Source organism: Pseudomonas eucalypticola, from assembly GCF_013374995.1.
GTDB lineage: Bacteria > Pseudomonadota > Gammaproteobacteria > Pseudomonadales > Pseudomonadaceae > Aquipseudomonas > Aquipseudomonas eucalypticola.
This window is the reverse complement of record NZ_CP056030.1, coordinates 1,469,879-1,492,374: the sequence shown is the minus strand read 5'-3', so window position 1 is coordinate 1,492,374 and position 22,496 is coordinate 1,469,879. Positions and strand designations below refer to the sequence as shown.

Below are 22,496 nucleotides of genomic sequence, written 5' to 3'. Positions count from 1 at the left end.
CAAAATGGACTGGCAAAGCCGCAGCTTTGCCGAGAAGGGTTGCAGGCCGGTCTCCGGGCTCATGAGCGGGGGCGTGGACACCCCGGCCACGCGCCTTCCCGAACCGCCGGGGTTCAGTGGCGCCGTGCGTGGCCTTGACTCATTTACCGTTGCGGGGGCAGCGCCGGGTTCACGCGCCAGAAGGCGCCCCACCGGCTTCCCTGTTTCACCCTGCCAGCCGCTTGGCCGCCGGGCACCTGAAACACGTCGCGAAGGTTAGAGGGTTGGGGGTGGAGCGTCAATTAAAGCTGCCCAAGTGCATCCAACACAGGCCAACGAGCGGTCGGGTCTGGACCAATGCCCCGGAACCTCGGCGCCGTCAGGGGTCTCTACTGTAAACACCGACGCGCCCCAGCGAGACAACGACAATGCACAAGACCCGCCTGGCCCTGCTCATCTTCGCCTCCAGCGCCCTGCTGGCCTGTGGCGAGTCCTCCACGCTCAAGGTTTCGGACGGTACCGGCCCGCACCCGCGCTTGCCGGAACCCAACAAGACCCTGATCCCCACGGTAAACATCGCCGACGCCATCGGCTGGCCGGCCAACGAAAAACCCCAGCCTGCCCGCGGCACCCAGGTGGCGGCCTTCGCCGAGGGCCTGGACCACCCGCGCTGGCTCTACGTGCTGCCCAATGGCGATGTGCTGGTGGCCGAGACCAATGCGCCACCCAAGCCCGACGACAGCAAGGGCATCAAGGGTTGGGTGATGAACAAGGTCATGGGCAAGGCCGGGGCCGGGGTGCCTAGCGCCAACCGCATCACCTTGCTGCGCGACAAGGACGGCGACGGCGTGGCGGAGACCCGCACGGTGTTCATCGCCAACCTCAACTCGCCGTTCGGCATGACGCTGGTGGGTAGCGACCTGTACGTCGCCGACACCGATGCCCTGCTGCGTTTCCACTACGACACCGGGGCCACCAGCATCAGCGGGCCGGGCACCAAGGTCACCGACCTGCCCGGTGGCACGCTCAACCACCACTGGACCAAGAACGTCATCGCCAGCCCCTCCGGCAACAAGCTGTACGTGACCGTGGGCTCCAACAGCAACGTGGGCGAGAACGGCCTGGACAAGGAAGAAGGCCGCGCCGCGATCTGGGAAGTGGACCGCGCCACCGGTGAACACCGCATTTACGCCTCCGGCCTGCGCAACCCCAATGGCATGGGCTTCGAACCCCAGACCGGGCAGTTGTGGACATCGGTGAACGAACGCGACGAGATCGGCAGCGACCTGGTGCCCGACTACATCACCTCGGTGAAGGACGGTGGGTTCTATGGCTGGCCGTTCAGCTACTACGGCCAGCACGTGGACAGCCGAGTCAGCCCGCAGAATCCGGGCCTGGTGGCGAAAGCCATTGCCCCGGACTACGCCGTGGGCCCACACACCGCCTCCATCGGGTTTGCCTTCGCCAGTACCAGCGGTGGCTTGTCGGCCCCGTTCAACCACGGCGCCTATGTAAGCCAGCACGGTTCCTGGAACCGCAAGCCACACAGTGGCTACAAGGTGATCTTCGTGCCGTTCGCCGACGGCAGGCCTAGCGGGCCGCCGGTGGATGTGCTGACCGGGTTCCTGAACGACAAGGAGGAAGCCATGGGCCGCCCGGTGGGCATCACCGAGGACCACAAGGGCGGTGTGCTGGTGGCCGACGATGTAGGCAACAAGGTGTGGCGGGTGACGGCGGCGAAGTAGCCCCTCGAACCCTCAAGGTCGATGTCCCGGCAGGCGCTGGTTCGCCAGGGGCTGCCGGGATAATCGCACGCCGGGCCTAAGGGTTGTGCGCCAGGCTTGAAGGCTGCAATACCCGCTTGGCATTCAGGTACGCGCGCTGCCAGTAGGGCTTGTTGAGGTAATCCAGCTTCACCGTGCCACCGGTGGCCGGCGCATGGACGAAGCGCCCTTCCCCTACATAGATACCCGCATGGCTCACATGGGAGCCACCCTCGGTAGCGAAGAACACCAGGTCACCGGACTGCAAGGCATCCTTGCTGACATCCGGTGCGCGCATGGTGATCATCTCGCGGGTCGAGCGCGGCAGGCTGATACCGGCTGCATCCCGATAGACGTAAGCGATCAGGCCGCTACAGTCAAAGCCCGAATCCGGGGTATTGCCGCCCCAGCGATAAGGCGTGCCGACCAGGCCAATGGCCCGCATCAGCACGTCATCGGCCTCGGGCGACAACGGTTGTTGAGGGGCAGCCACAAAAGGCGCATACACCGGCGCAGGTGCGGGCGGCGGCTTGTGGCCAGCACAGGCACTGAGCAGGCCTGCAATTAATAATGGCGCGAAACGGGCCGTAAGCGACATAAACAGAACCATCCTGATTCAACTGCCGTTGAAGACTAGTTTGTAAACCCGAAAACGCGCAACGGCGACGCACTTTTCAGTGGGTCGCCGCCGCGAATACCGCCCAGACTGCTTACTTGCGCGAGATAGTCGTGGTCGGCGCCATGGCCAAGGCACGCTTGGCTTCTATAAAGGTCTTGCTCCAGTAAGCGTCATCGAGGCTGTCGATGCGCACCCCACCGCTACGGTGGCTGCTGGAATGAATGAACTGGTCGTCGCCCAAGTAGATACCGGCATGGCTCACACGGCCACGGCCGCGAGTGCTGAAGAACAGCAAGTCACCAGGCTTGAGGTTGTTGCGCGCTACCAGCGGGGCTTTCACGTTGATCATGTCACGCGTGGAACGCGGCAGGGTCATGCCGGCCTCTTCGCGGAACAGGTAACCGATGAAACCGCTGCAGTCGAAGCCCGATTCAGTGGAACCGCCGGTGCGGTAGCGAGTACCGATCAGCGACTTGCCACGCTCCAGGATGCTGTCGGCCAGCATCGGCATCTGGTAGGGCTTGCTGTTTTCGGAGAAGTCAGCCAGTTCCTTTTCGGTGTCCAGCTCTTCTTCGTGGAAATTGAGGGTTACAGCTTTCGCTTGAGCCTGGGACTGGGGAGTCACCGGGTTGAGAGCCTGTTGCTGCGATACCGGCGTTTGCGCCGCGCAGCCAAAAAGCAGGGTCACGAGTGCGAGGGGCACGAGGGGTGCGAAGCGCTTTAGCATGGGCACGACCGTGTCTGTGATAGTTAAGAAGACGCGACTATGCCTTCTATCAATTCCATTTGCAAATTCAATCGAAAAAAATGTGACTCAGCAGTTTCGGCATGACTTCTAACGCCCTGCTCTCAAAAAACACGTCCATGCTGGCAGAAAGCCCGCCTCGCAACGGGTTGATCTCAATGGCAAACCCGCCAGCGGCGCGGGTTTCAACGATGGGGGCATGGATATAGGGGAAGCTGGCCGTGGTGCCGATTACCAGTACTGCGTCGAAACCCTTCCCCATCTGCCGATACAGTGCCTCAATCGCCCCTTGGGGCAGCATTTCCTCGAACAACACCACCGGTGGCCGTAAAACGCCATTACAGCCTTTGCAGCGTGGAGGAAGGGGTTCACCCAGCACTTGGGACAAATCGTCGCTTACAGCGCCACACGAGCGACAGAAGAGTGGCGCCAATTGGCCGTGAATTTCTATTAGCCGTTCGTCGGGACTTCCGGCCTGGCGGTGATATCCATCGATATTTTGGGTCAAAAGCCAGCACTCAGGCTTGGCCTGCTGCAATTGCGCGATAGCCTCGTGGGCGGCGTTGGGTTTGGCGCTCAGGCAGGCACGCCCCAGTTGCGCCAGGTATTTCCAGCACAACGCCGGGTCATGCTCCAGCATGGGCCCGGACAATGCTTTCTCTATGGGCAAGCCTTCGGCGGTCACGCCGTTGTAGAGGCCACCCAGCCCTCGGTACGTTGGCAGCCCCGAGTCGGCCGACAACCCCGCTCCGGTAATGACCAGAATGCGTTCGGCATCACGCAGGGCGGCGCCGGCGCGTGCCAGCAGCCGCGGGTCTACCAACCCAGGGTTTCCTTGAGGAAGGGAATGGTCAGCTTGCGCTGGGCCTGCAGCGAGGCCTGGTCCAGGCGCTCCAGCAGGTCGAACAACGCGCTCATGCTGCGGGTGCCCCGGGTCAGGATGAAGTGCCCGACTTCATCGGTGAGGTGCAGGCCACGGCGCGAGGCGCGCAGTTGCAAGGCACGCAGCTTGTCTTCGTCGGACAAGGGGCGCATCTGGAAGATCAGCGCCATGGTCAGGCGCGATTTCAGGTCCGGGAGCTTCACCGCCAGTTCGCGAGGCGAGTGCGAGGCTGCGATCAGCAGGCGCCGGCCGCTGTCGCGCAAGCGGTTGAACAGGTGGAACATGGCCTCTTCCCACTCCGGCTTGCCGGCGATGACTTGCAGGTCGTCCAGGCACACCAGCTCGTACTGCTCCAGGTAGTCGAGGATTTCCACCCCGCGGTCGAGCAACTGCGCCAGCGGCAGGTACACCGCCGGCTCGCCCATCTGCTCGAAGCGCAGGCAGGCCGCCTGCAGCAAATGGGTACGGCCCACGCCCTGCTTGCCCCACAGGTAGATCAGGCTTTCGGTCCAGCCAGCGTCGGCTTCGCACAGGCGCTCGACGTAGCCGAGTGCAGCGGCATTGGCGCCTGGATAGTAATTGACGAAGGTAGCGTCATCACGCAGACGCACACCTAGGGGCAGCTGAATCGGTTTCATGCTGGCTGACGGTTCTGGCGAACCGCAAGGGGCCTCTGTGTGAAGTTAGCAAAGTTTATACCCGTGACGCCGGGCGCACAATGCAACAGACCACAAGCAAAATCAAAGGTTTGCGATCATTTTTGCACCCGGCAGCTGATCCTCGGGTTTACAGGTCGGGGTCTTCCTGGCCACCGTAGATATCCGATTCCTTATATAGATCATGGGCATGACGCAACAGCACCATGATCACCGCCGCCACCGGCAAGGCCAGCAGCACGCCGGCGAAGCCGAACAGCTCGCCCCCGGCGAGAATGGCGAAAATGACCGCCACCGGGTGCATGCCGATCTTGTCGCCGACCAGCAAGGGCGTCAGCACCATGCCTTCCAGCATCTGGCCCACCAGGAACACCGCGGCGATGCCCATCAACGGATAGGGGTCGGCGCCGAACTGGAACAATCCGGTGATCATCGCTGCACTGATGCCAGTGATGAACCCCATGTACGGGACGATGGCGGCCAACCCGGCCATCAGGCCGATCAACAGGCCCAGTTCCACGCCCACCAGCATCAGGCCGGCGGCATAGATGATGCCCAGCGCCAACATCACCAACAACTGCCCGCGCACGAACGCACCCAGGACTTCATGGCACTCCCCGGCCAGGGCGACGATCTTGCCCTCACGGTGGCGCGGCAGCAGGCTGCGGATCTTGGCCATCATGATGTCCCAGTCGCGCAGCAGGTAGAACCCCACCACCGGGATCAACGCCAGGTTGGTCAGCCAACCGATCAGCGCCAGGCTCGACGCCGTGGCCTGGCTCAGTACCATGCTGACGATGTCGGTGGTTTGCCCCATGTGCTCGCTGATGGCGGCCTTGATCTTGTCGAACTTCCAGAAGCCATCCGCCAGGCCGAGCTTGGCCTGCACCCAGGGCATGGCCACGTGCTGCAACCAGTCCAGCACTTGCGGGGCCAGTTCATAAAGGCGCACGAATTGCTTGGCCAGCAACGGCACCAGGACCAGCAAGGCGATCATGAACACCAGGGTGAACAGCGCGAACACCACGATCACACCCCAGGTGCGCGACAGCCCCAGCTTTTCCAGGCGGTCCACCAGGGGGTCGGCCATGTAGGCCAGCACCATCGCCACCAGGAAGGGCGAAAGGATGGGGTGCAGGAAATACACGAACAGACAGAGCAGGAGCAAAGCCCCCGCCCAGACCCAGCGACGCATGTCAGTCATCGAAACACCTATATATAGAGGGGGCCGCTGCAAGCGCTGTATCCGGCTTTCAGCCTTTACAGGCCGCTTGCAGCGTGAAACCTGAAGCTACCTTCAGCCCTACCAGCGGAAACGCAGGCCACTGGAGGGTTGAGGCTGCGGTGCCGCCGGCGCGGCGCCAGGCACGACGGGCTGGGTCGCGACGACCGGGGCTGCCTCGGGTGGCAATTCGCTGAGTTTGCCCAGGGCCAATTGCGCGCGCAGCTGGTCGCTGCTGCCAGACACCTTGTAGATCACCTTGTCGCCATCGACGGATTTCAGCTGGCCACCGAAAGGCTCCAGCAGTCGGCCGAGAGCGGCGTAATGCTCCAGGGTCATGCCTTCGACCTGCAGCGTCATGTCGCCAGTGGCGCCGGTGGACTTGACCACATAGCGTGGCGCCAGGCGCTCGCTGACGGCCAGCAGCACGGCATCGGCCACGGCGGCCTGGTCGGCGCCCTCGACCTTGCCCTGCTCGGGACGGTCGCCCAGGTACAGGTGCCATTGGGCGGTCCATTTGCCGCCATCCTGCTTGGCATGCACGGCCAGCAGGCCATCGGCGCCGTAGCGCTCGGAGGCGGTGCGCAGTGCGGTAGGGTCGGTGCCATCCAGGGTCTTGGCGGTGCCGAGGGCCTGTTCGCCCAGGTCGGCCAACGGCAGGCGAACGGGCAGGCCACGATGCTGGGCGGCGCGGCGCACCGGCTCGGCGCTAGGCTGCCCGTCGCCGACCAGGTTGGCGCCCTCGGTGCCTTCGTTCAGCCACCAGGCCAGCAACGCCGGGCGGTTGTTGCCCCAGCTGGACAGGCCAGCCTGGCGCAGCATCTTGTCAGTGCTGGCCGGATCGAAGTCTACCCGCAGGTTTTCCGGCGGGCCGGCTTCGAAGCCGTATTGGCTGATGATCTGCTGCGGGTCCTTGCGCACGGCGGCCAGGCCACCGGCGCTCGGGGCCTTGGGGTCGCCGGTCAGGCGCAGCACTAGGGTGTCCAGCGCGCGCTGGGTGGCGGCGTCGCGCTCTTCTGGCGTCTGCCCGCTCACGGTCTCGCGAACCTGGTACAGGTTGTTGATGGTTTCGGCATGAGCGGCCAACGCAACGGCCGACAGGCAGCCGACTAACAGGTAATGAGACAAACGCATGAAGGATTCCCGACGAACAATAAGCGGACTGAGGCTTGTGACCACAGTTTCGGCCAAAACATTCACGCCGCCCATTGAAGTTTTCGTAATGGGCCTACTATAGCCTGTCGGGCGTGCACGCGCGGTTGCTGCATTAATTTTGGCCCTGCCCGTCGGCCTGAGGATGGCCGCACAAGGGCAAGCCTGATAAAATCGCGCGCCTTCGCAGACCAACGACGGTTGGCCGATTGGAAATACCCGGCAACGGTGTTTCCGGGCAGCCCATCGCGCCTGGTCGATTTTTCGAATCCCTCCCTCTAAAGGCCTGGATCATGAGCAAGCAACCCTCCCTGAGCTACAAGGACGCCGGTGTAGACATCGACGCCGGTGAAGCATTGGTCGAACGCATCAAGAGCGTCGCCAAGCGTACTGCGCGTCCTGAAGTCATGGGCGGCCTGGGCGGTTTTGGCGCCCTCTGTGAAATCCCGGCCGGCTACAAGCAGCCTGTCCTGGTGTCGGGTACCGACGGCGTGGGCACCAAGCTGCGCCTGGCGCTGAACCTGAACAAGCACGACAGCATCGGCATCGACCTGGTGGCCATGTGCGTGAACGACCTGGTGGTCTGCGGCGCCGAGCCGCTGTTCTTCCTGGACTACTACGCCACCGGCAAGCTCAACGTCGACACCGCCGCCCAGGTGGTCACCGGCATCGGCGCCGGTTGCGAACTGTCGGGCTGCTCGCTGGTAGGCGGTGAAACCGCTGAAATGCCAGGCATGTACGAGGGCGAAGACTACGACCTGGCCGGCTTCTGCGTAGGCGTGGTGGAGAAAGCCGAAATCATCGACGGTTCCAAGGTGGCCGCGGGCGACGCCCTGCTGGCCTTGCCATCGTCCGGCCCGCACTCCAATGGCTACTCGCTGATCCGCAAGATCATCGAAGTGTCCGGCGCCGACATCGAAAACACCCAGCTCGACGGCCAGCCACTGACCGACCTGCTGATGGCCCCGACCCGCATCTACGTCAAGCCGCTGCTCAAGCTGATCAAGGACACCGGCGCCGTCAAGGCCATGGCCCACATCACCGGTGGCGGCCTGCTGGACAACATCCCGCGCGTGCTGCCAAAAGGCGCCCAGGCGGTGGTCGACGTGGCCAGCTGGCAGCGCCCGGCGGTCTTCGACTGGCTGCAGGAAAAAGGCAACGTGGACGAGCACGAAATGCACCGCGTGCTGAACTGCGGCGTTGGCATGGTCATCTGCGTGGCCCAGGAACACGTCGACGTAGCCCTGAAGACCCTGCGTGACGCGGGCGAACAGCCATGGGTCATCGGGCAGATCGGCGTGGCCGCCGAAGGCGCCGCCCAGGTCGAGCTGAAGAACCTCAAGGCACATTGATGCACGACCAGACGCCCGCACGCTGTAACGTAGTGGTGCTGTTGTCCGGCACCGGCAGCAACCTGCAGGCCCTGATCGATAGCGTGAACCAGGCCGCCGGGGCAAACCCGGCGCGCATCTGCGCGGTGATCTCCAACCGCGCCGATGCCTACGGCCTGGAACGCGCCCGCCACGCCGGTATCCCTACCGCCGTGCTGGACCACAAGGCGTTCGAAGGCCGCGAAGCCTTCGACGCCGCGCTGGTCGAATTGATCGATGGCTACACCCCCGACCTGGTGGTGCTGGCCGGCTTCATGCGCATCCTCAGCGGCGACTTCGTGCGCCACTACCAGGGGCGCCTGCTGAATATCCATCCTTCCCTGCTGCCCCGGTACAAAGGCCTGCACACCCACCAGCGCGCCATCGAGGCCGGTGACACCGAGCACGGCTGCAGCGTGCATTTCGTCACCGAGGAACTCGATGGCGGACCACTGGTCGTACAGGCAGTAATCCCGATACAGTTGGACGATACGCCGGCGACCCTGGCGCACCGGGTTCATGCCCAGGAGCACCAGATCTACCCGTTGGCCGTGCGCTGGTTCGCCGAAGGCCGCTTGCGTCTGGGCGCCAGCGGTGCATTATTGGACGGTCAGGCCCTCGGGGCCAGCGGTCACTTGATTCGACCCTAGGAGATTTTATGCGTCGTGCCCTGCTGTTCTGCGCTGCGTTGCTGGCTTTGCCGGTCCACGCCGCCGAACTCAAGCCTTTCACCGCCAGCTACACCGCCGACTGGAAACAGTTGCCCATGAGCGGCACCGCTTCGCGCAGCCTGGAAAAGGGTGCCAATGACACCTGGACCCTGAGCTTCAAGGCGTCGATGATGATTGCCAGCCTCACCGAGGAAAGCACCCTCACCGTCGACAAGGACACCTTGCTGCCCAAGACCTACCACTTCGAACGTGGTGGCCTCGGCAAGCCGAAGAAAACCGACCTGGATTTCGACTGGTCGCAGAAAGTGGTCACCGGCACCGACCGTGGCGATGCGGTCAAGGTCGCGCTGAACCGCGGCATGGTCGACAAGTCGACCTACCAGCTGGTGCTGCAGCGTGATGTGGCCGCCGGCAAGAAGAGCATGAGCTACCAGGTGGTGGACGGCGACGACGTCGACACCTACGACTTCCGCGTGCTGGGTACCGAGAAAGTCGATACCAAGGCCGGCCAGGTCGAGGCCATCAAGGTAGAGCGCGTGCGTGACCCCACGCAGAACAAGCGCACCACCGTGCTGTGGTTCGCCAAGGACTGGGACTACCTGCTGGTTCGCCTGCAACAGGTAGAAACTGACGGCAAGGAATACAACATCATGCTGCAGGATGGCACGGTTGACGGCCGTACCGTGAAAGGCAGCTGACCGCGCAAGGGCGCTGGCATGCCAGCCCCCGCGCGTCCAACAAAAAGCCCCGCTGTCTCACGACAGCGGGGCTTTTTTTCAAGCCTCAGGGCAATCAGGCGTTCTCGCCGGCCTTGGCCTTCTCGGCAGCCGCCTTGATCAGCGTCTGCAGCTCACCGTTGGCGAACATTTCAGCCACGATATCGCTGCCGCCGACCAGCTCACCGGCCACCCACAGCTGCGGGAAGGTCGGCCAGTTGGCGTATTTCGGCAGGTTGGCGCGGATTTCCGGGTTCTGCAGGATATCCACATACGCGAATTTCTCGCCGCACTGCATCACGCATTGCGACGCCTTCGACGAGAAGCCGCACTGCGGGGCGTTCGGCGAACCTTTCATGTAAAGCAGAATGGTGTTGTTGGCAATCTGCTCTTTAATCGTTTCGATGATATCCATGGAGCACCTCGGCTTAGCTTTCCGACTCATAGGTCGACACGGTGACGCATTGTAACGGAAACCCGAGCGCTGCGCTCGGCCTCTGTCGCGGCGCGCGCCGCGTGCGCAACCGGCTCAGGCCGCGACGACGCGCACCGGGACGCCGTTGAGCGCCGCATTGCCCGACAGCCGATCCAGCAACCGCTCGTCCGTGAGGTCGTTGGCGCTGGCCCCCGCCTGAGCCTGGGCGATGGCCAGGTGCACCCCGCGGCGCCCGTGGCCGAAACCGTGAGGCAGGCTCACCACCCCCGGCATCATGTCGCTGCTGCCCAGCACTTGCACCTCGATACTGCCAACCCGCGACGTCACTCTGACTTGCTGGCCGTCCAGCAGGCCACGGCTGGCCAGGTCATCGGGGTGCATCAGCAACTGGTGGCGGGGCTTGCCCTTCACCAGGCGGTGATAGTTGTGCATCCACGAATTGTTGCTGCGTACATGCCGGCGCCCCACCATCACCAGCTCATCGGGGGCCGGTGGCGCCTGCCCGGCAAACCGTTGCAGGTCGGCCATCAGCAACGGTGGCGCGGCCTGAATGCACTGGCCAGGGGTCTTGAGCCGTGCGGCCAGGTTGGGCTGCAACGGGCCCAGGTCGATACCATGGGGGTGCGCAGCGAGCTTCGCCAGCGACAACCCCACCGCGCTGCCCTCCCCCCAGGGCCCGGCGCGCAGGCCACGCTCGATCATTTGCGCAGGCGGCAGGGTCGGCTTCAATTCCTTGCCAGCCACGGCGGCGAACGCCCGGGCCAGGCCGACGAAGATCTCCCAATCGTGCAGCGCGCCCTCGGGCCGCGGCAGGATGGCGCGGTTGAAGCGGCTGACATTGCGCACCGCGAACAGGTTGAAAGTGGTGTCGTAGTGGTCGTTTTCCAGCGCCGAAGTCGACGGCAAAATCAGGTCGGCATAGCGCGTGGTTTCGTTGATGTACAGGTCGATGCTGAGCATGAATTCCAGCCCGTCGAGGGCCTGCTCCAGCTGTCGGCCATTGGGGGTGGACAGCACCGGGTTGCCTGCCACGGTAATCAGCGCCCGCACCTGACCGTCGCCTTCTACCAGCATTTCCTCGGCCAGGGCCGACACGGGTAACTCGCCACCGTATTCCGGCAACCCGGACACCCGGCTTTGCCACGCATTGAAGTGACCGCCGGCGGTACTGGCCACCAGGTCTACCGCTGGGGTCGTGCACAGCGCCCCACCGACCCGGTCAAGGTTGCCGGTGACCAGGTTGATCAACTGCACCAGCCAGTGGCACAGGGTGCCAAACGCTTGGGTGGACACGCCCATGCGGCCATAGCACACCGCCTTGTCGGCCGCGGCGAAGTCCCGGGCCAATTGGCGAATGACCTGGGCCGGTACGCCACAGCGGGGGCTCATGGCCTCGGCACTGAACCCTGCGACAGCGTCGCGTACCTCGGCCAGCCCGGCCACCGGCAGCCCGCTGTCGCGCCCCAGTCCTTCTTCGAACAGGGTGTTGAGCATTCCCAGGAGCAAGGCCGCGTCGCCGCCCGGGCGTATGAACAGGTGCTGGTCGGCCATGGCCGCGGTTTCGCTGCGGCGCGGGTCCACCACCACAAACTTGCCACCCCGCGCCTGAATGGCTTTCAGGCGTTTTTCCACATCTGGCACGGTCATGATGCTGCCATTGGAGGCCAAGGGGTTGCCGCCCAGTATCAGCATGAAGTCGGTGTGGTCGATGTCGGGGATGGGCAGCAGCAAGCCATGGCCATACATCAGGTAGCTTGAAAGGTGGTGGGGCAACTGGTCCACCGACGTCGCCGAAAAGCGATTACGGGTCTTGAGCAGGCCCAGGAAGTAATTACCGTGGGTCATCAAGCCGTAGTTGTGCACACTGGGGTTGCCTTGATAGATGGCCACGGCATTCTGGCCGTGGCGCTGCTGAATGGCCCACAGGCGCCGTGCCACCTCGTCAAAGGCTTCTTGCCAGCCGATCGCCTGCCAGTCGTTGCCCACGCGACGCATGGGCTGGCGCAGACGGTCCGGGTCGTTCTGGATATCCTGCAGGGCCACGGCCTTGGGGCAGATGTGGCCGCGACTGAAGGTGTCCAGGGGGTCGCCCTTGATCGAGGTAATGGTCGGGTGCCCCGCCTCGTCGGCCTGGGTCTCGATAGCGAGGCCGCAAATGGCCTCGCAGAGGTGACACGCGCGGTGGTGCAAGGTCTTGATCATGGCCTGTCTCGTCCGGGCAGCGGAACCTGACTATGGAACGATCGTACCGCCTGCACCAGCAGCCTTGGCGCCTTGAATCGGCCGCCATCAGGGCAGCCGATGATCCTCAGTCGTGGGTAAGCCCAGCGGGCGGTGCCTGCAATTGTATTTCCACCACGGTCTCTACTTCTTCCTGGCCAATGGGTACGCCGGTCAGCTCGCCGATCAGTTTCCAGTGCTCGTCCAGCCCTGCGCTGATGGTGGCCATGCGGTCGATCATGCGGCGCCCGGCTGCGGCGGCCACTTCGTCATCACTGCGCAGCAACTCGAACGACATCGACGTCATCGACGCCGTCAGGTGGGTAAGCGTGCGCGCCGTAAGGCCCAGCAGCTCGAGCAACTGTTGTTCTTTGGAATCCATTCACCCTCTCCGCGTATCTGTCGAGATACAGTCTAGTACCCAAGGCCCGCAGTGTACGGAATGAGCGCATCGCCAGCCAACTGCTTTGCAACCTGTGAGACAGGGTTAACGCTAGACAATTCCTGGCTCGATTGCCAAGCCCCGTGACAGCAGTGTAAAACGTGGCGAGCTCTTCACTCGAGGGGCTGGCTCGGGACATGCGCTGAAACACTCCCCATGATCGGAATATGAAACACATGTTGGTAATACGCGACATTTAATTATAAGATCGCGCCTTCCCCTAAATTCGTCGCCGCGTGCGGCTTTCGCCGCAGGCCTCATCCGTTTTTTCGAACGCTAAAAGCATGGGTGCTGCGGTATGTTGCAAAAAGGTAGTCAATGATGAGCGCAAGGCACTTTCTCTCCCTGATGGATTGCACGCCCGAAGAGCTTCTCAGCGTCATCCGTCGAGGCACCGAGCTCAAGGACCTGCGTAACCGCGGCGTGCTGTTCGAGCCCCTGAAGAACCGGGTACTGGGCATGATCTTCGAGAAATCGTCGACTCGTACCCGGCTGTCCTTCGAAGCGGGCATGATCCAGCTCGGCGGCCAGGCCATCTTCCTGTCCCCGCGCGACACCCAACTGGGCCGTGGCGAGCCGATCGGCGATTGCGCCATCGTCATGTCGAGCATGCTCGACGCGGTGATGATTCGTACCTATGCCCACAGCACCCTGACCGAATTCGCCGCCAATTCGCGCGTGCCGGTGATCAACGGCCTGTCGGACGACCTGCACCCCTGCCAGTTGCTGGCCGACATGCAAACCTTCCTGGAACACCGCGGCAGCATCCAGGGCAAGACCGTGGCCTGGGTCGGCGACGGCAACAACATGTGCAACAGCTACATCGAAGCGGCCATTCAGTTCGACTTCCAGCTGCGCGTGGCCTGCCCCGAAGGCTTCGAGCCCAACCCGCAGTTCCTGGCCCAGGCTGGCGACCGTGTGAAAGTGGTGCGCGACCCGAAGGAAGCCGTGGCCGGCGCCCACCTGGTGAGCACCGATGTCTGGACCTCCATGGGCCAGGAAGACGAAACCGCTCGCCGCCTGCAGACCTTCGCGCCTTACCAGGTCACCCGTGAGCTGCTCGACCTGGCCGCCGCCGACGTGCTGTTCATGCACTGCCTGCCTGCGCATCGCGGCGAAGAGATCAGCCTGGACCTGCTGGACGACGCTCGCGCCGTGGCCTGGGACCAGGCCGAAAACCGCCTGCATGCGCAAAAAGCATTGCTGGAATTCCTGGTGGCCCCGGCTTACCGCCCGGCATGAGCCCGCAACCGCTGCTGGCCCTCGACAAACTGGCCTGCGGTTACCAGGGCCAGGCCGTGGTCCAGGACCTGGACTTGGGCCTGCAGGCCGGCGAAATCGGCTGCCTGCTGGGCGCCTCGGGGTGTGGCAAGACCACCACCCTGCGCGCCATCGCCGGCTTCGAGCCAGTGCACGAGGGGCAAGTCGTATTAGGGGGCGAAGTCATTTCTCGCAGCGGCTACACCCTGGCACCGGAAAAACGCCGCATTGGCATGGTCTTCCAGGACTACGCGCTGTTCCCGCATCTGACGGTGGCGGGCAATGTCGCCTTCGGCATTGGCCAGCACCCACGCCAGGCGGCCGTGGTGGCTGAAATGCTCGAACTGGTCAACCTGCCGGGTTTGGACAACCGCTTCCCCCATGAGCTGTCAGGCGGCCAGCAGCAACGCGTCGCGCTGGCCCGCGCCCTGGCCCCCCAACCCCGACTGCTGCTGCTCGACGAGCCCTTCTCCAACCTGGACGTGGAGCTGCGCCGACGTTTGAGCCAGGAGGTGCGTGACATCCTCAAGCACCGCGGCACCAGCGCGATGCTGGTCACCCACGACCAGGAAGAAGCCTTTTCGGTCAGCGACAAGGTCGGGGTATTCCAGCGAGGTCGGCTGGAGCAATGGGATACCCCCTACAACCTTTATCATCACCCGCAGACCCCGTTCGTGGCCGGCTTCATCGGCCAAGGCTATTTCCTGCCGGGGACGCTGAACACGGCCCATTCGGTGCAGACCGAACTGGGTGAGTTGCACAGCGCCACGGCCCACCCTGGGGCCCACGGTAGCGCGGTGAAAGTGCTGTTGCGCCCGGACAGCATCGTTCATGCCCCCGAGGGGCCGCTCAAAGCGCGGGTCACGGGCAAGTCCTTCCAGGGCGCGAACACCCTGTATCGCCTGCAACTGGACAGCGGCTGCCCACTGGAAGCGCTGCTGCCCAGCCGTCTCGACGCCCAGCCGGGGGAGACCATCGGCATTCGCGTGGCCGCTGAACACGTGGTGCTGTTCGCGGCCTGACCGGTCAGGGCCGGCCGATGTCAGCGAAGGTGGCGCGGGTGTGCTCGGCCAGCAGCGCTGGTGCCAGCTCCACCTCCAGGCCCCGTCGGCCGGCGCTGACGAATATCGTCGTCAGCGGTTGCGCTGTTTGGTCGATGAACGTACGCAGGCGCTTTTTCTGACCTAACGGGCTGATGCCCCCCAGCAGATAACCGGTGGCCCGCTGCGCAGCGGCCGGGTCGGCCATCTCGCATTTCTTCACGCCTGCAGCATGGGCCAGGCTCTTGAGGTCCAGGGTGCCTGCCACCGGGACCACGGCCACCAGCAACTCACCTTTCTCGCTGCTGGCCAGCAGGGTCTTGAACACCTGCTCGGGGTTCAGGCCCAGTTTTTCCGCGGCTTCCAGACCATAGGACGCGGCCTTGGGGTCATGTTCGTAGCTGTGTACGTGGTGTTCGGCACGGGCTTTCTTGAGGAGGTCCAGGGCGGGGGTCATGGGGGCTTCCTTGGATTCGAGGGATAAGGCTTGGGATCTTCAGCGTTCTCAGGATCGAGCGCCGTGCGCACGGCGCGTTCGCGAGCTTGCGCCCGCTCCTACATCTGTTTCGGGCCAATTATACCTGTGCCCCCCACCCCGACCCATACCTTTCACTTTCGACCTTTGACATAATCATTTCTTGTCTATATTTTTTCGTTTCTGAATATCGCGAACCCTAGACCCGTTCGCGAACGCAACACATTCGGCCGGAATGGGGTATTACGGCCGGGTGCCCAATCGAGCGCCTGAAGGCGCCGTACAACAACAAAAAAGGTGTCAACGATGACGACCGCTCAGCAACAACCTGCGTTGTCCGGCCAGTGCATGGCCGAGTTTCTCGGAACCGCCCTCCTGATCTTCTTCGGCACCGGCTGTGTGGCGGCGCTCAAGGTCGCGGGAGCCAGTTTCGGGCTGTGGGAAATCAGCATCATCTGGGGGGTGGGCGTCAGCATGGCGATCTACCTGACTGCCGGGGTGTCCGGCGCGCACCTGAGCCCGGCCGTGAGCATCGCCCTGTGCGTGTTCGCCGGCTTCGAAAAACGCAAATTGCCGTTCTACATCATCGCCCAGGTCGCCGGCGCCTTCTGCGGGGCCGCCCTGGTGTACACGCTGTACAGCAACCTGTTCTTCGATTACGAACAAGCCCACCACATGATCCGCGGCAGCCAGGAAAGCCTGGAACTGGCCTCGGTGTTCTCCACCTACCCGCACCCGTCACTGTCCACCGCCCAGGCGTTTCTGGTGGAAATGGTGATCACCGCGATCCTGATGGGTGTGATCATGGCCTTGGGCGACGACCAGAATGGCCTGCCTCGCGGCCCACTGGCACCGCTGCTGATCGGCCTGCTGATCGCCGTGATCGGCAGCTCCATGGGCCCGCTGACCGGTTTCGCCATGAACCCGGCGCGGGATTTCGGCCCCAAACTGATGACATTCTTCGCCGGCTGGGGCGAAATAGCCTTTACCGGTGGGCGTGACATTCCGTACTTCCTGGTGCCGATCTTCGCCCCGATCCTGGGTGCCTGCCTCGGCGCGGCAATCTACCGTGGCCTGCTCGCCCGGCACTTGCCCGCCGCCGCACCCGCCAACGAAGCGGCCACCGACAACACCGGGAGCAAGGTCCAGGCGTCCTAGACCAGCGCCGTCCCCTTGAGCCGTACTCCCGTTTTCCACTTTTTCTGAAGGCCACTGTCATGACCGATACGCAGAACAAGAACTACATCATCGCCCTGGACCAGGGCACCACGAGCTCACGCGCCATCATTTTCGACCGCGACGCAAACGTTGTCTGCTCGTCGCAGAGCGAGTTCACCCAGCATTACCCGCAGCCGGGCTGGGTCGAGCATGACCCCATGGACATCTTCGCCACCCAGAGCGCGGTGATGGTCCAGGCCCTGGCCAAGGCCGGCCTGCACCACGACCAGGTTGCCGCCATCGGCATCACCAACCAGCGTGAAACCACGGTGGTGTGGGACAAGAACACCGGCGCGCCCATCTACAACGCCATCGTCTGGCAGTGCCGGCGCAGCACCGAGATCTGCGAGCAGCTCAAGCGCGACGGCCATGCCGACTACATCCGTGAAACCACCGGGCTGGTCACCGACCCGTACTTCTCCGGCACCAAGCTCAAGTGGATCCTGGACAACGTCGAAGGCAGCCGCGAACGCGCTCGCCGCGGTGAACTGCTGTTCGGCACCGTCGATACCTGGCTGATCTGGAAATTCTCCGGCGGCAAGGTGCACGTCACCGACTACACCAACGCTTCGCGCACCATGCTCTTCAACATCCATACCCTGCAATGGGATGCGAAGATGCTGGAGGTGCTGGATATCCCCCGCGAAATGCTGCCGGAGGTGAAGTCTTCGTCCGAAGAATACGGCCGCACCAAGAGCGGCATCGCCATCGCCGGTATCGCCGGCGACCAGCAGGCCGCCCTGTTCGGCCAGATGTGCGTAGAGCCCGGCCAGGCCAAGAACACCTACGGCACCGGTTGCTTCCTGCTGATGAACACCGGCGACAAGGCCGTGACCTCCCAGCACGGCATGCTCACCACCATCGCCTGCGGCCCGCGCGGCGAAGTCGCCTACGCCCTGGAAGGCGCGGTATTCAACGGTGGCTCCACTGTGCAATGGCTGCGTGATGAGCTGAAGATCGTCAACGACGCCTACGACACCGAGTACTTCGCCAGCAAGGTCAAGGACAGCAACGGCGTGTACCTGGTACCGGCGTTTACCGGCCTGGGCGCGCCCTACTGGGACCCCTACGCCCGCGGCGCGCTGTTCGGCCTGACCCGTGGGGTCAAGGTGGACCACATCATCCGTGCGGCCCTGGAGTCCATCGCCTACCAGACCCGCGACGTCCTGGACGCCATGCAGCAGGACGCCGGCGAACGCCTCAAGTCCCTGCGCGTGGACGGTGGCGCGGTGGCCAACAACTTCCTCATGCAATTCCAGGCCGACATCCTCGGCACCCAGGTAGAACGCCCGCAAATGCGCGAAACCACCGCCCTGGGCGCCGCCTACCTGGCCGGCCTGGCAGTGGGCTTCTGGGGCAGCCTGGAAGAACTGCGCGGCAAGGCGGTGATCGAACGTCAATTCGAACCGCAACTGGATGAGCCAGCGAAAGAGAAGCTGTACGCGGGCTGGAAGAAAGCGGTAGACCGTACGCGGGACTGGGAGCCCCACGAAGAGGCTTGAGGCCCGGTTGTAGCGGCTGGCTTCACGCTTCAAGCTGCATCCCCCAAGTGGCCTGACCGGCACCTTGTGGCTTGCAGCTTGAAGCTTCAGGCTGCAAGCTTGTTCCTTTTGCCCGGCAGCCGAAGGAAGCCCAATGAACCTGCCCCCACGCCAACAACAAATCCTCGAACTGGTGCGTGAACGCGGCTACGTCAGCATCGAAGAGATGGCCCAGTTGTTCGTCGTCACCCCGCAGACCATTCGCCGCGACATCAACCAGTTGGCGGAGCTCAACCTGTTGCGGCGCTATCACGGTGGGGCGGCGTACGATTCCAGCATCGAAAACACCGCCTACGCCATGCGCGCCGACCAGATGCGCGACGAAAAGCAGCGGATCGCCGAAGCCATCGCCGCGCAGATCCCCGACCACGCTTCGCTGTTCATCAATATCGGCACCACCACCGAATCCATCGCCCGCGCCCTGCTGAACCACAACCACCTGAAGATCATCACCAATAACCTGCACGTGGCCTCCATCCTCAGCGCCAAGGATGATTTCGAAGTGCAGCTGGCTGGCGGCACCGTTCGCCGCGACGGCGGCGTGGTGGGCCAGGCGAGCGTGGACTTCATCAGCCAGTTCAAGGTGGATTTTGCCCTGGTGGGCATCAGCGGCATTGACGAGGACGGTAGCCTGCTGGACTTCGACTACCAGGAAGTGCGGGTGTCCCAGGCGATCATTGCCAACGCCCGCCAGGTGATCCTGGCCGCCGACTCCAGCAAGTTCGGGCGCAATGCCATGGTGCGGCTGGGTTCCATCAGCCTGATCGACTGCCTGGTGACCGACAAGACCCCGGTGCCGGCGCTGACGCAGTTGCTGAACCAGCAGAAGATTCGGCTGGAAGTGGTTTAAGCAGCTCCCCGGGTGCATGCCTGGGTTTTACCTGTGCCCTCAAGACCGCGCGCCGCCCGCGCGGCGCTTCCCGGGCAAGCCCGGTCCCACATCTGCTTCGGGCCAATTATGCCTCGACCATTGCCTGGTCCGCTTTGTTTGTTCATCCCAAATCTGCAGTGAAAGCACAAGCGGACCAGGTGATGTCACAGGCATAACTGGGCCGAAACAGACGTGGGACCGGGCTTGCCCGGGAAGCGCCGCGCGGGCGGCGCTCGATCTCAAGTACCACGCACAAACATCGACTAGCACCTGGCGTTGTAAAATGTTCACTTGTTTTCGGTTTAAAACCATCCGATCAGTTTTTTCAATCGATATCGACTAGCCCGCCCCCCTCTGTTGCGCTATTATTTTCGAAAATGAACATGAATGTTCGATTTCAACTTCGAACTAACAGCAGAGGCCGCCATGCCCCATACCATCTTGCCCACCCCACCCCTGGCCGAAGTCTATGATGTCGTCGTGATCGGCGGCGGTATCAATGGCGTCGGTATCGCAGCGGACGCGGCAGGTCGCGGGCTGTCGGTGTTCCTTTGCGAAAAGGATGACTTGGCCAGCCACACCTCGTCGGCCAGCAGCAAGCTGATCCATGGCGGCTTGCGTTACCTCGAACATTACGAATTCCGCCTGGTGCGCGAAGCCTTGGCCGAGCGCGAAGTGCTGCTGGCCAAGGCGCCGCATATCGTCAAACCGATGCGCTTCGTGCTGCCCCACCGTCCGCACCTGCGCCCGGCGTGGATGATTCGCGCCGGCCTGTTCCTGTACGACCACTTGGGCAAGCGCGAAACGCTGGCCGGTTCGCGCACGCTCAAGTTCGGCGCCGACAGCGCGCTGAAAAGCGAGATCACCCGCGGTTTCGAATACTCCGACTGCTGGGTGGACGATGCCCGCCTGGTGGTGTTGAACGCCATGTCTGCCCGGGAACACGGCGCCCACCTGCACACCCGTACCCGCTGCCTGAACGCCCGGCGCATCAAGGGCTTGTGGCATGTGCACCTGGAGCGGGCCGATGGCAGCCTGTTCTCGGTGCACGCCAAGGCACTGGTCAATGCCGCCGGCCCCTGGGTGGCGAAGTTCATTCGCGACGACTTGAAGCTGGAGTCGCCCTATGGCATCCGCCTGATCCAGGGCAGCCACTTGATCGTGCCCAAGCTGTACGAAGGTGAACAGGCGCACATCCTGCAGAACGAGGACCAGCGCATCGTCTTCACCATTCCGTACCTGGAAAAATTCACCATCATCGGCACCACCGACCGGGAATACACCGGCGACCCGGCGAAGGTAGCGATCACCGAAGCCGAGACCGACTACCTGCTGAAGGTGGTCAACGCCCACTTCAAGCAGCAGGTACAGCGAAGCGATATCCTGCATACCTATTCCGGCGTGCGCCCGTTGTGCAACGACGAGTCCGACAACCCCTCAGCCGTGACCCGCGACTACACGCTGTCGCTGTCAGGCGGCGCCGAGGAAGCGCCATTGCTGTCGGTGTTCGGTGGCAAGCTGACCACCTACCGCAAGCTGGCTGAATCGGCCATGGCGCAGCTGGCACCGTTCTTCAAGCACATCAAGGGCAGTTGGACCGCGGCGGCGCCCCTGCCTGGCGGCGAACAGATGACCACCCCGCAGGCACTGGCGGCGGCGATGGTCGCCAAGCACGCCTGGTTGCCCGCAGACCTGGCCAAGCGCTGGTCCATCACCTATGGCCAGCGCAGCTGGAAACTGCTGGAGAATACCGCCAGCCTGGCAGACCTGGGCGAACTGATGGGCGCCAACCTGTACAGCCGCGAAGTGGATTACCTGTGCCGTGAGGAATGGGCCGTCGAGGCTGCCGACATCCTGTGGCGCCGCAGCAAGCTGGGCCTGTTCATGAACGCAGCCGAACAACAGAAGCTCGCCGACTACTTGGCCAAGGCTGTGCACACCCAGGCCGCTTGAACCGCCCTTTCTGTGGAACCGAGCCTCGCCCGGTTCCACGCTGGGCAGCGACGTTCATAACGCTGCACTGCAGAATCGGAAATCCGAATCGGATAAGTGCCAGCATTCGGCCAGCCGACCACCTGCCCCCGCCACACAGCTGTTACCAAAGATTAATCTCCTTTCCAATCAGCCACTTGGACTATCGTTCCGGATCTGGCACGACTAATGCTCTACACTCAACATCGGAATCAGCAGCACAGACTGCTGAACGAATGAGCCACACCACGGTTCCCATAAGAAAAACAAAGGTCGAGGAGACATAGATGCGCATCGTTCATACCCTGCTGGGCGCCGCCATTGCGGCGACACTGATCAGCAGCCCCGCCTTGGGCGAGGAGCTGACAGGCACCCTGAAGAAAATCAAGGATTCGGGCACCATCACCCTGGGCCACCGCGACTCCTCCATTCCTTTCTCCTACATCGCGGACGCCTCCGGCAAACCGGTCGGCTACTCCCATGACATCCAGTTGAAAATCGTCGAGGCCCTGAAGAAAGACCTCGACATGCCCAACCTGAATGTCAAATACAACCTGGTCACCTCCCAGACCCGTATCCCACTGGTGCAGAACGGCACCGTCGACATCGAGTGTGGCTCCACCACCAACAACGCCGAGCGCGCGCAACAGGTGGACTTCTCGGTGGGTATCTTCGAGATCGGCACGCGCCTGCTGTCCAAGAAAGACTCGGCCTACAAGGACTTCCCCGACCTGAAGGGCAAGAACGTGGTCACCACCGCCGGTACCACCTCCGAGCGCCTGCTCAAGGCCATGAACGCCGACAAGCAGATGGGCATGAACGTGATTTCGGCCAAGGACCATGGCGAGTCCTTCCAGATGCTCGAATCCGGCCGCGCCGTGGCCTTCATGATGGACGACGCCCTGCTCGCCGGGGAAAAGGCCAAGGCCAAGAAGCCCGACGACTGGGCCGTGACGGGTACCGCGCAATCCCACGAAGTGTATGGCTGCATGGTGCGCAAGGGCGATGCGCCGTTCAAGAAGGCCGTGGATGATGCCATCGTCGCCGTGTTCAAGTCGGGCGAGATCAACACCATCTACAACAAGTGGTTTACCCAGCCCATTCCACCCAAGGGCCTGAACCTGAGCTTCGCCATGAGCGACGAGCTCAAGGCGCTGATCGCCACCCCGACCGACCAGCCTGCCAAAGACTGATCCGCCCGCAACGTCTACCCTTCACCTTAGCCACTGGTGCGAACGCGCCGGTG

Annotated in this window: 21 protein-coding genes and 1 riboswitch; of the genes, 11 read left to right on the top strand and 10 right to left on the bottom strand. The window is 63.3% G+C overall.

The genetic code is table 11. The annotated features are described in order from the left end of the window. Positions 1-27 precede the first annotated feature (27 nt). Positions 28-255, bottom strand: a riboswitch (cobalamin riboswitch). 152 nt (positions 256-407) lie between these two features. Further along, positions 408-1,724: a PQQ-dependent sugar dehydrogenase gene (locus HWQ56_RS06860; RefSeq protein ID WP_176570088.1), complete on the top strand. Its 1,317-nt coding sequence runs from the start codon at positions 408-410 to the stop codon at positions 1,722-1,724. 76 nt (positions 1,725-1,800) lie between these two features. Here the strand turns inward: HWQ56_RS06860 and HWQ56_RS06855 are convergent, their stop codons facing one another. The 6 genes from HWQ56_RS06855 to HWQ56_RS06830 form a co-directional block, all read right to left on the bottom strand. After that, positions 1,801-2,340 carry a C40 family peptidase gene (locus HWQ56_RS06855; protein ID WP_158154200.1) on the bottom strand — a complete coding sequence of 180 codons (540 nt, stop codon included), beginning with the start codon at positions 2,338-2,340 and terminating at the stop codon, positions 1,801-1,803. 112 nt (positions 2,341-2,452) lie between these two features. Further along, positions 2,453-3,088 (bottom strand): C40 family peptidase, encoded by a 636-nt coding sequence (locus tag HWQ56_RS06850; protein WP_158154201.1) that lies wholly within the window; start codon positions 3,086-3,088, stop codon positions 2,453-2,455. A 67-nt stretch (positions 3,089-3,155) separates the two neighbouring features. After that, positions 3,156-3,929, bottom strand: a complete 774-nt coding sequence (locus HWQ56_RS06845) for an NAD-dependent protein deacylase (protein WP_176570087.1) — start codon at positions 3,927-3,929, stop codon at positions 3,156-3,158. Next, entirely contained in the window at positions 3,923-4,627 is a 705-nt protein-coding gene (hda, locus tag HWQ56_RS06840; RefSeq protein WP_176570086.1) for a DnaA regulatory inactivator Hda, read from the bottom strand. Before hda ends, HWQ56_RS06845 begins: the two co-directional genes overlap by 7 nt. 148 nt (positions 4,628-4,775) lie before the next feature. After that, positions 4,776-5,849, bottom strand: a complete 1,074-nt coding sequence (locus HWQ56_RS06835; RefSeq protein WP_158154203.1) for an AI-2E family transporter — start codon at positions 5,847-5,849, stop codon at positions 4,776-4,778. A 99-nt stretch (positions 5,850-5,948) separates the two neighbouring features. Further along, positions 5,949-7,001 (bottom strand): DUF2066 domain-containing protein, encoded by a 1,053-nt coding sequence (locus HWQ56_RS06830; RefSeq protein WP_176570085.1) that lies wholly within the window; start codon positions 6,999-7,001, stop codon positions 5,949-5,951. Positions 7,002-7,312: 311 nt separating this feature from the next. On the opposite strand from HWQ56_RS06830, the gene purM reads away from it, so the two are divergent. Genes purM through HWQ56_RS06815 form a run of 3 tightly spaced genes read left to right on the top strand, consistent with a single transcriptional unit; the run spans position 7,313 to position 9,758 of the window. Further along, on the top strand, positions 7,313-8,371 hold the full coding sequence (gene purM, locus HWQ56_RS06825; RefSeq protein ID WP_158154205.1) for a phosphoribosylformylglycinamidine cyclo-ligase: 1,059 nt from the start codon (positions 7,313-7,315) through the stop codon (positions 8,369-8,371). Next, positions 8,371-9,039 (top strand): phosphoribosylglycinamide formyltransferase, encoded by a 669-nt coding sequence (gene purN / locus HWQ56_RS06820; protein WP_176570084.1) that lies wholly within the window; start codon positions 8,371-8,373, stop codon positions 9,037-9,039. Before purM ends, purN begins: the two co-directional genes overlap by 1 nt. Positions 9,040-9,047: 8 nt before the next feature. Next, a complete protein-coding gene (locus HWQ56_RS06815; RefSeq protein WP_176570083.1) occupies positions 9,048-9,758 on the top strand; it encodes a DUF3108 domain-containing protein in 711 nt (236 codons plus the stop codon). Between the two features lie 94 nt (positions 9,759-9,852). On the opposite strand, the gene grxD is transcribed toward HWQ56_RS06815, so the two are convergent. From grxD to HWQ56_RS06800, 3 genes are all read right to left on the bottom strand, one after another. Further along, positions 9,853-10,191 (bottom strand): Grx4 family monothiol glutaredoxin, encoded by a 339-nt coding sequence (gene grxD, locus HWQ56_RS06810; RefSeq protein WP_158154208.1) that lies wholly within the window; start codon positions 10,189-10,191, stop codon positions 9,853-9,855. A 114-nt stretch (positions 10,192-10,305) separates the two neighbouring features. Further along, entirely contained in the window at positions 10,306-12,414 is a 2,109-nt protein-coding gene (locus HWQ56_RS06805) for a molybdopterin oxidoreductase family protein (protein ID WP_158154209.1), read from the bottom strand. Positions 12,415-12,520: 106 nt separating this feature from the next. After that, entirely contained in the window at positions 12,521-12,814 is a 294-nt protein-coding gene (locus HWQ56_RS06800) for a hypothetical protein (RefSeq protein WP_176570082.1), read from the bottom strand. A gap of 381 nt (positions 12,815-13,195) precedes the next feature. Here HWQ56_RS06800 and argF point away from each other — a divergent pair, with 381 nt between their 5' ends. Together argF and HWQ56_RS06790 are read left to right on the top strand one after the other, a co-directional pair. After that, complete coding sequence (gene argF / locus HWQ56_RS06795) at positions 13,196-14,116, top strand: ornithine carbamoyltransferase (RefSeq protein ID WP_158154211.1); 921 nt, start codon at positions 13,196-13,198, stop codon at positions 14,114-14,116. Continuing rightward, a complete protein-coding gene (locus HWQ56_RS06790) occupies positions 14,113-15,156 on the top strand; it encodes an ABC transporter ATP-binding protein (protein WP_158154212.1) in 1,044 nt (347 codons plus the stop codon). Before argF ends, HWQ56_RS06790 begins: the two co-directional genes overlap by 4 nt. A 4-nt stretch (positions 15,157-15,160) precedes the next feature. On the opposite strand, the gene ybaK is transcribed toward HWQ56_RS06790, so the two are convergent. After that, positions 15,161-15,631 carry a Cys-tRNA(Pro) deacylase gene (gene ybaK / locus HWQ56_RS06785; RefSeq protein WP_158154213.1) on the bottom strand — a complete coding sequence of 157 codons (471 nt, stop codon included), beginning with the start codon at positions 15,629-15,631 and terminating at the stop codon, positions 15,161-15,163. Positions 15,632-15,955: 324 nt separating this feature from the next. Here ybaK and HWQ56_RS06780 point away from each other — a divergent pair, with 324 nt between their 5' ends. The 5 genes from HWQ56_RS06780 (at position 15,956) to HWQ56_RS06760 (ending at position 22,443) form a co-directional block, all read left to right on the top strand. Next, a complete protein-coding gene (locus HWQ56_RS06780) occupies positions 15,956-16,807 on the top strand; it encodes an MIP/aquaporin family protein (RefSeq protein ID WP_158154214.1) in 852 nt (283 codons plus the stop codon). Positions 16,808-16,866: 59 nt separating this feature from the next. After that, a complete protein-coding gene (glpK, locus tag HWQ56_RS06775; RefSeq protein ID WP_158154215.1) occupies positions 16,867-18,369 on the top strand; it encodes a glycerol kinase GlpK in 1,503 nt (500 codons plus the stop codon). 133 nt (positions 18,370-18,502) lie between these two features. Further along, positions 18,503-19,258 (top strand): DNA-binding transcriptional repressor GlpR, encoded by a 756-nt coding sequence (gene glpR, locus HWQ56_RS06770; protein ID WP_158154216.1) that lies wholly within the window; start codon positions 18,503-18,505, stop codon positions 19,256-19,258. Positions 19,259-19,705: 447 nt separating this feature from the next. Continuing rightward, the gene (gene glpD, locus HWQ56_RS06765; protein ID WP_176570081.1) at positions 19,706-21,232 is read left to right on the top strand and encodes a glycerol-3-phosphate dehydrogenase; all 1,527 of its coding nucleotides are present in this window, start codon (positions 19,706-19,708) and stop codon (positions 21,230-21,232) included. Between the two features lie 305 nt (positions 21,233-21,537). Then, entirely contained in the window at positions 21,538-22,443 is a 906-nt protein-coding gene (locus HWQ56_RS06760; protein ID WP_158154364.1) for a glutamate/aspartate ABC transporter substrate-binding protein, read from the top strand. Positions 22,444-22,496 lie beyond the last annotated feature (53 nt).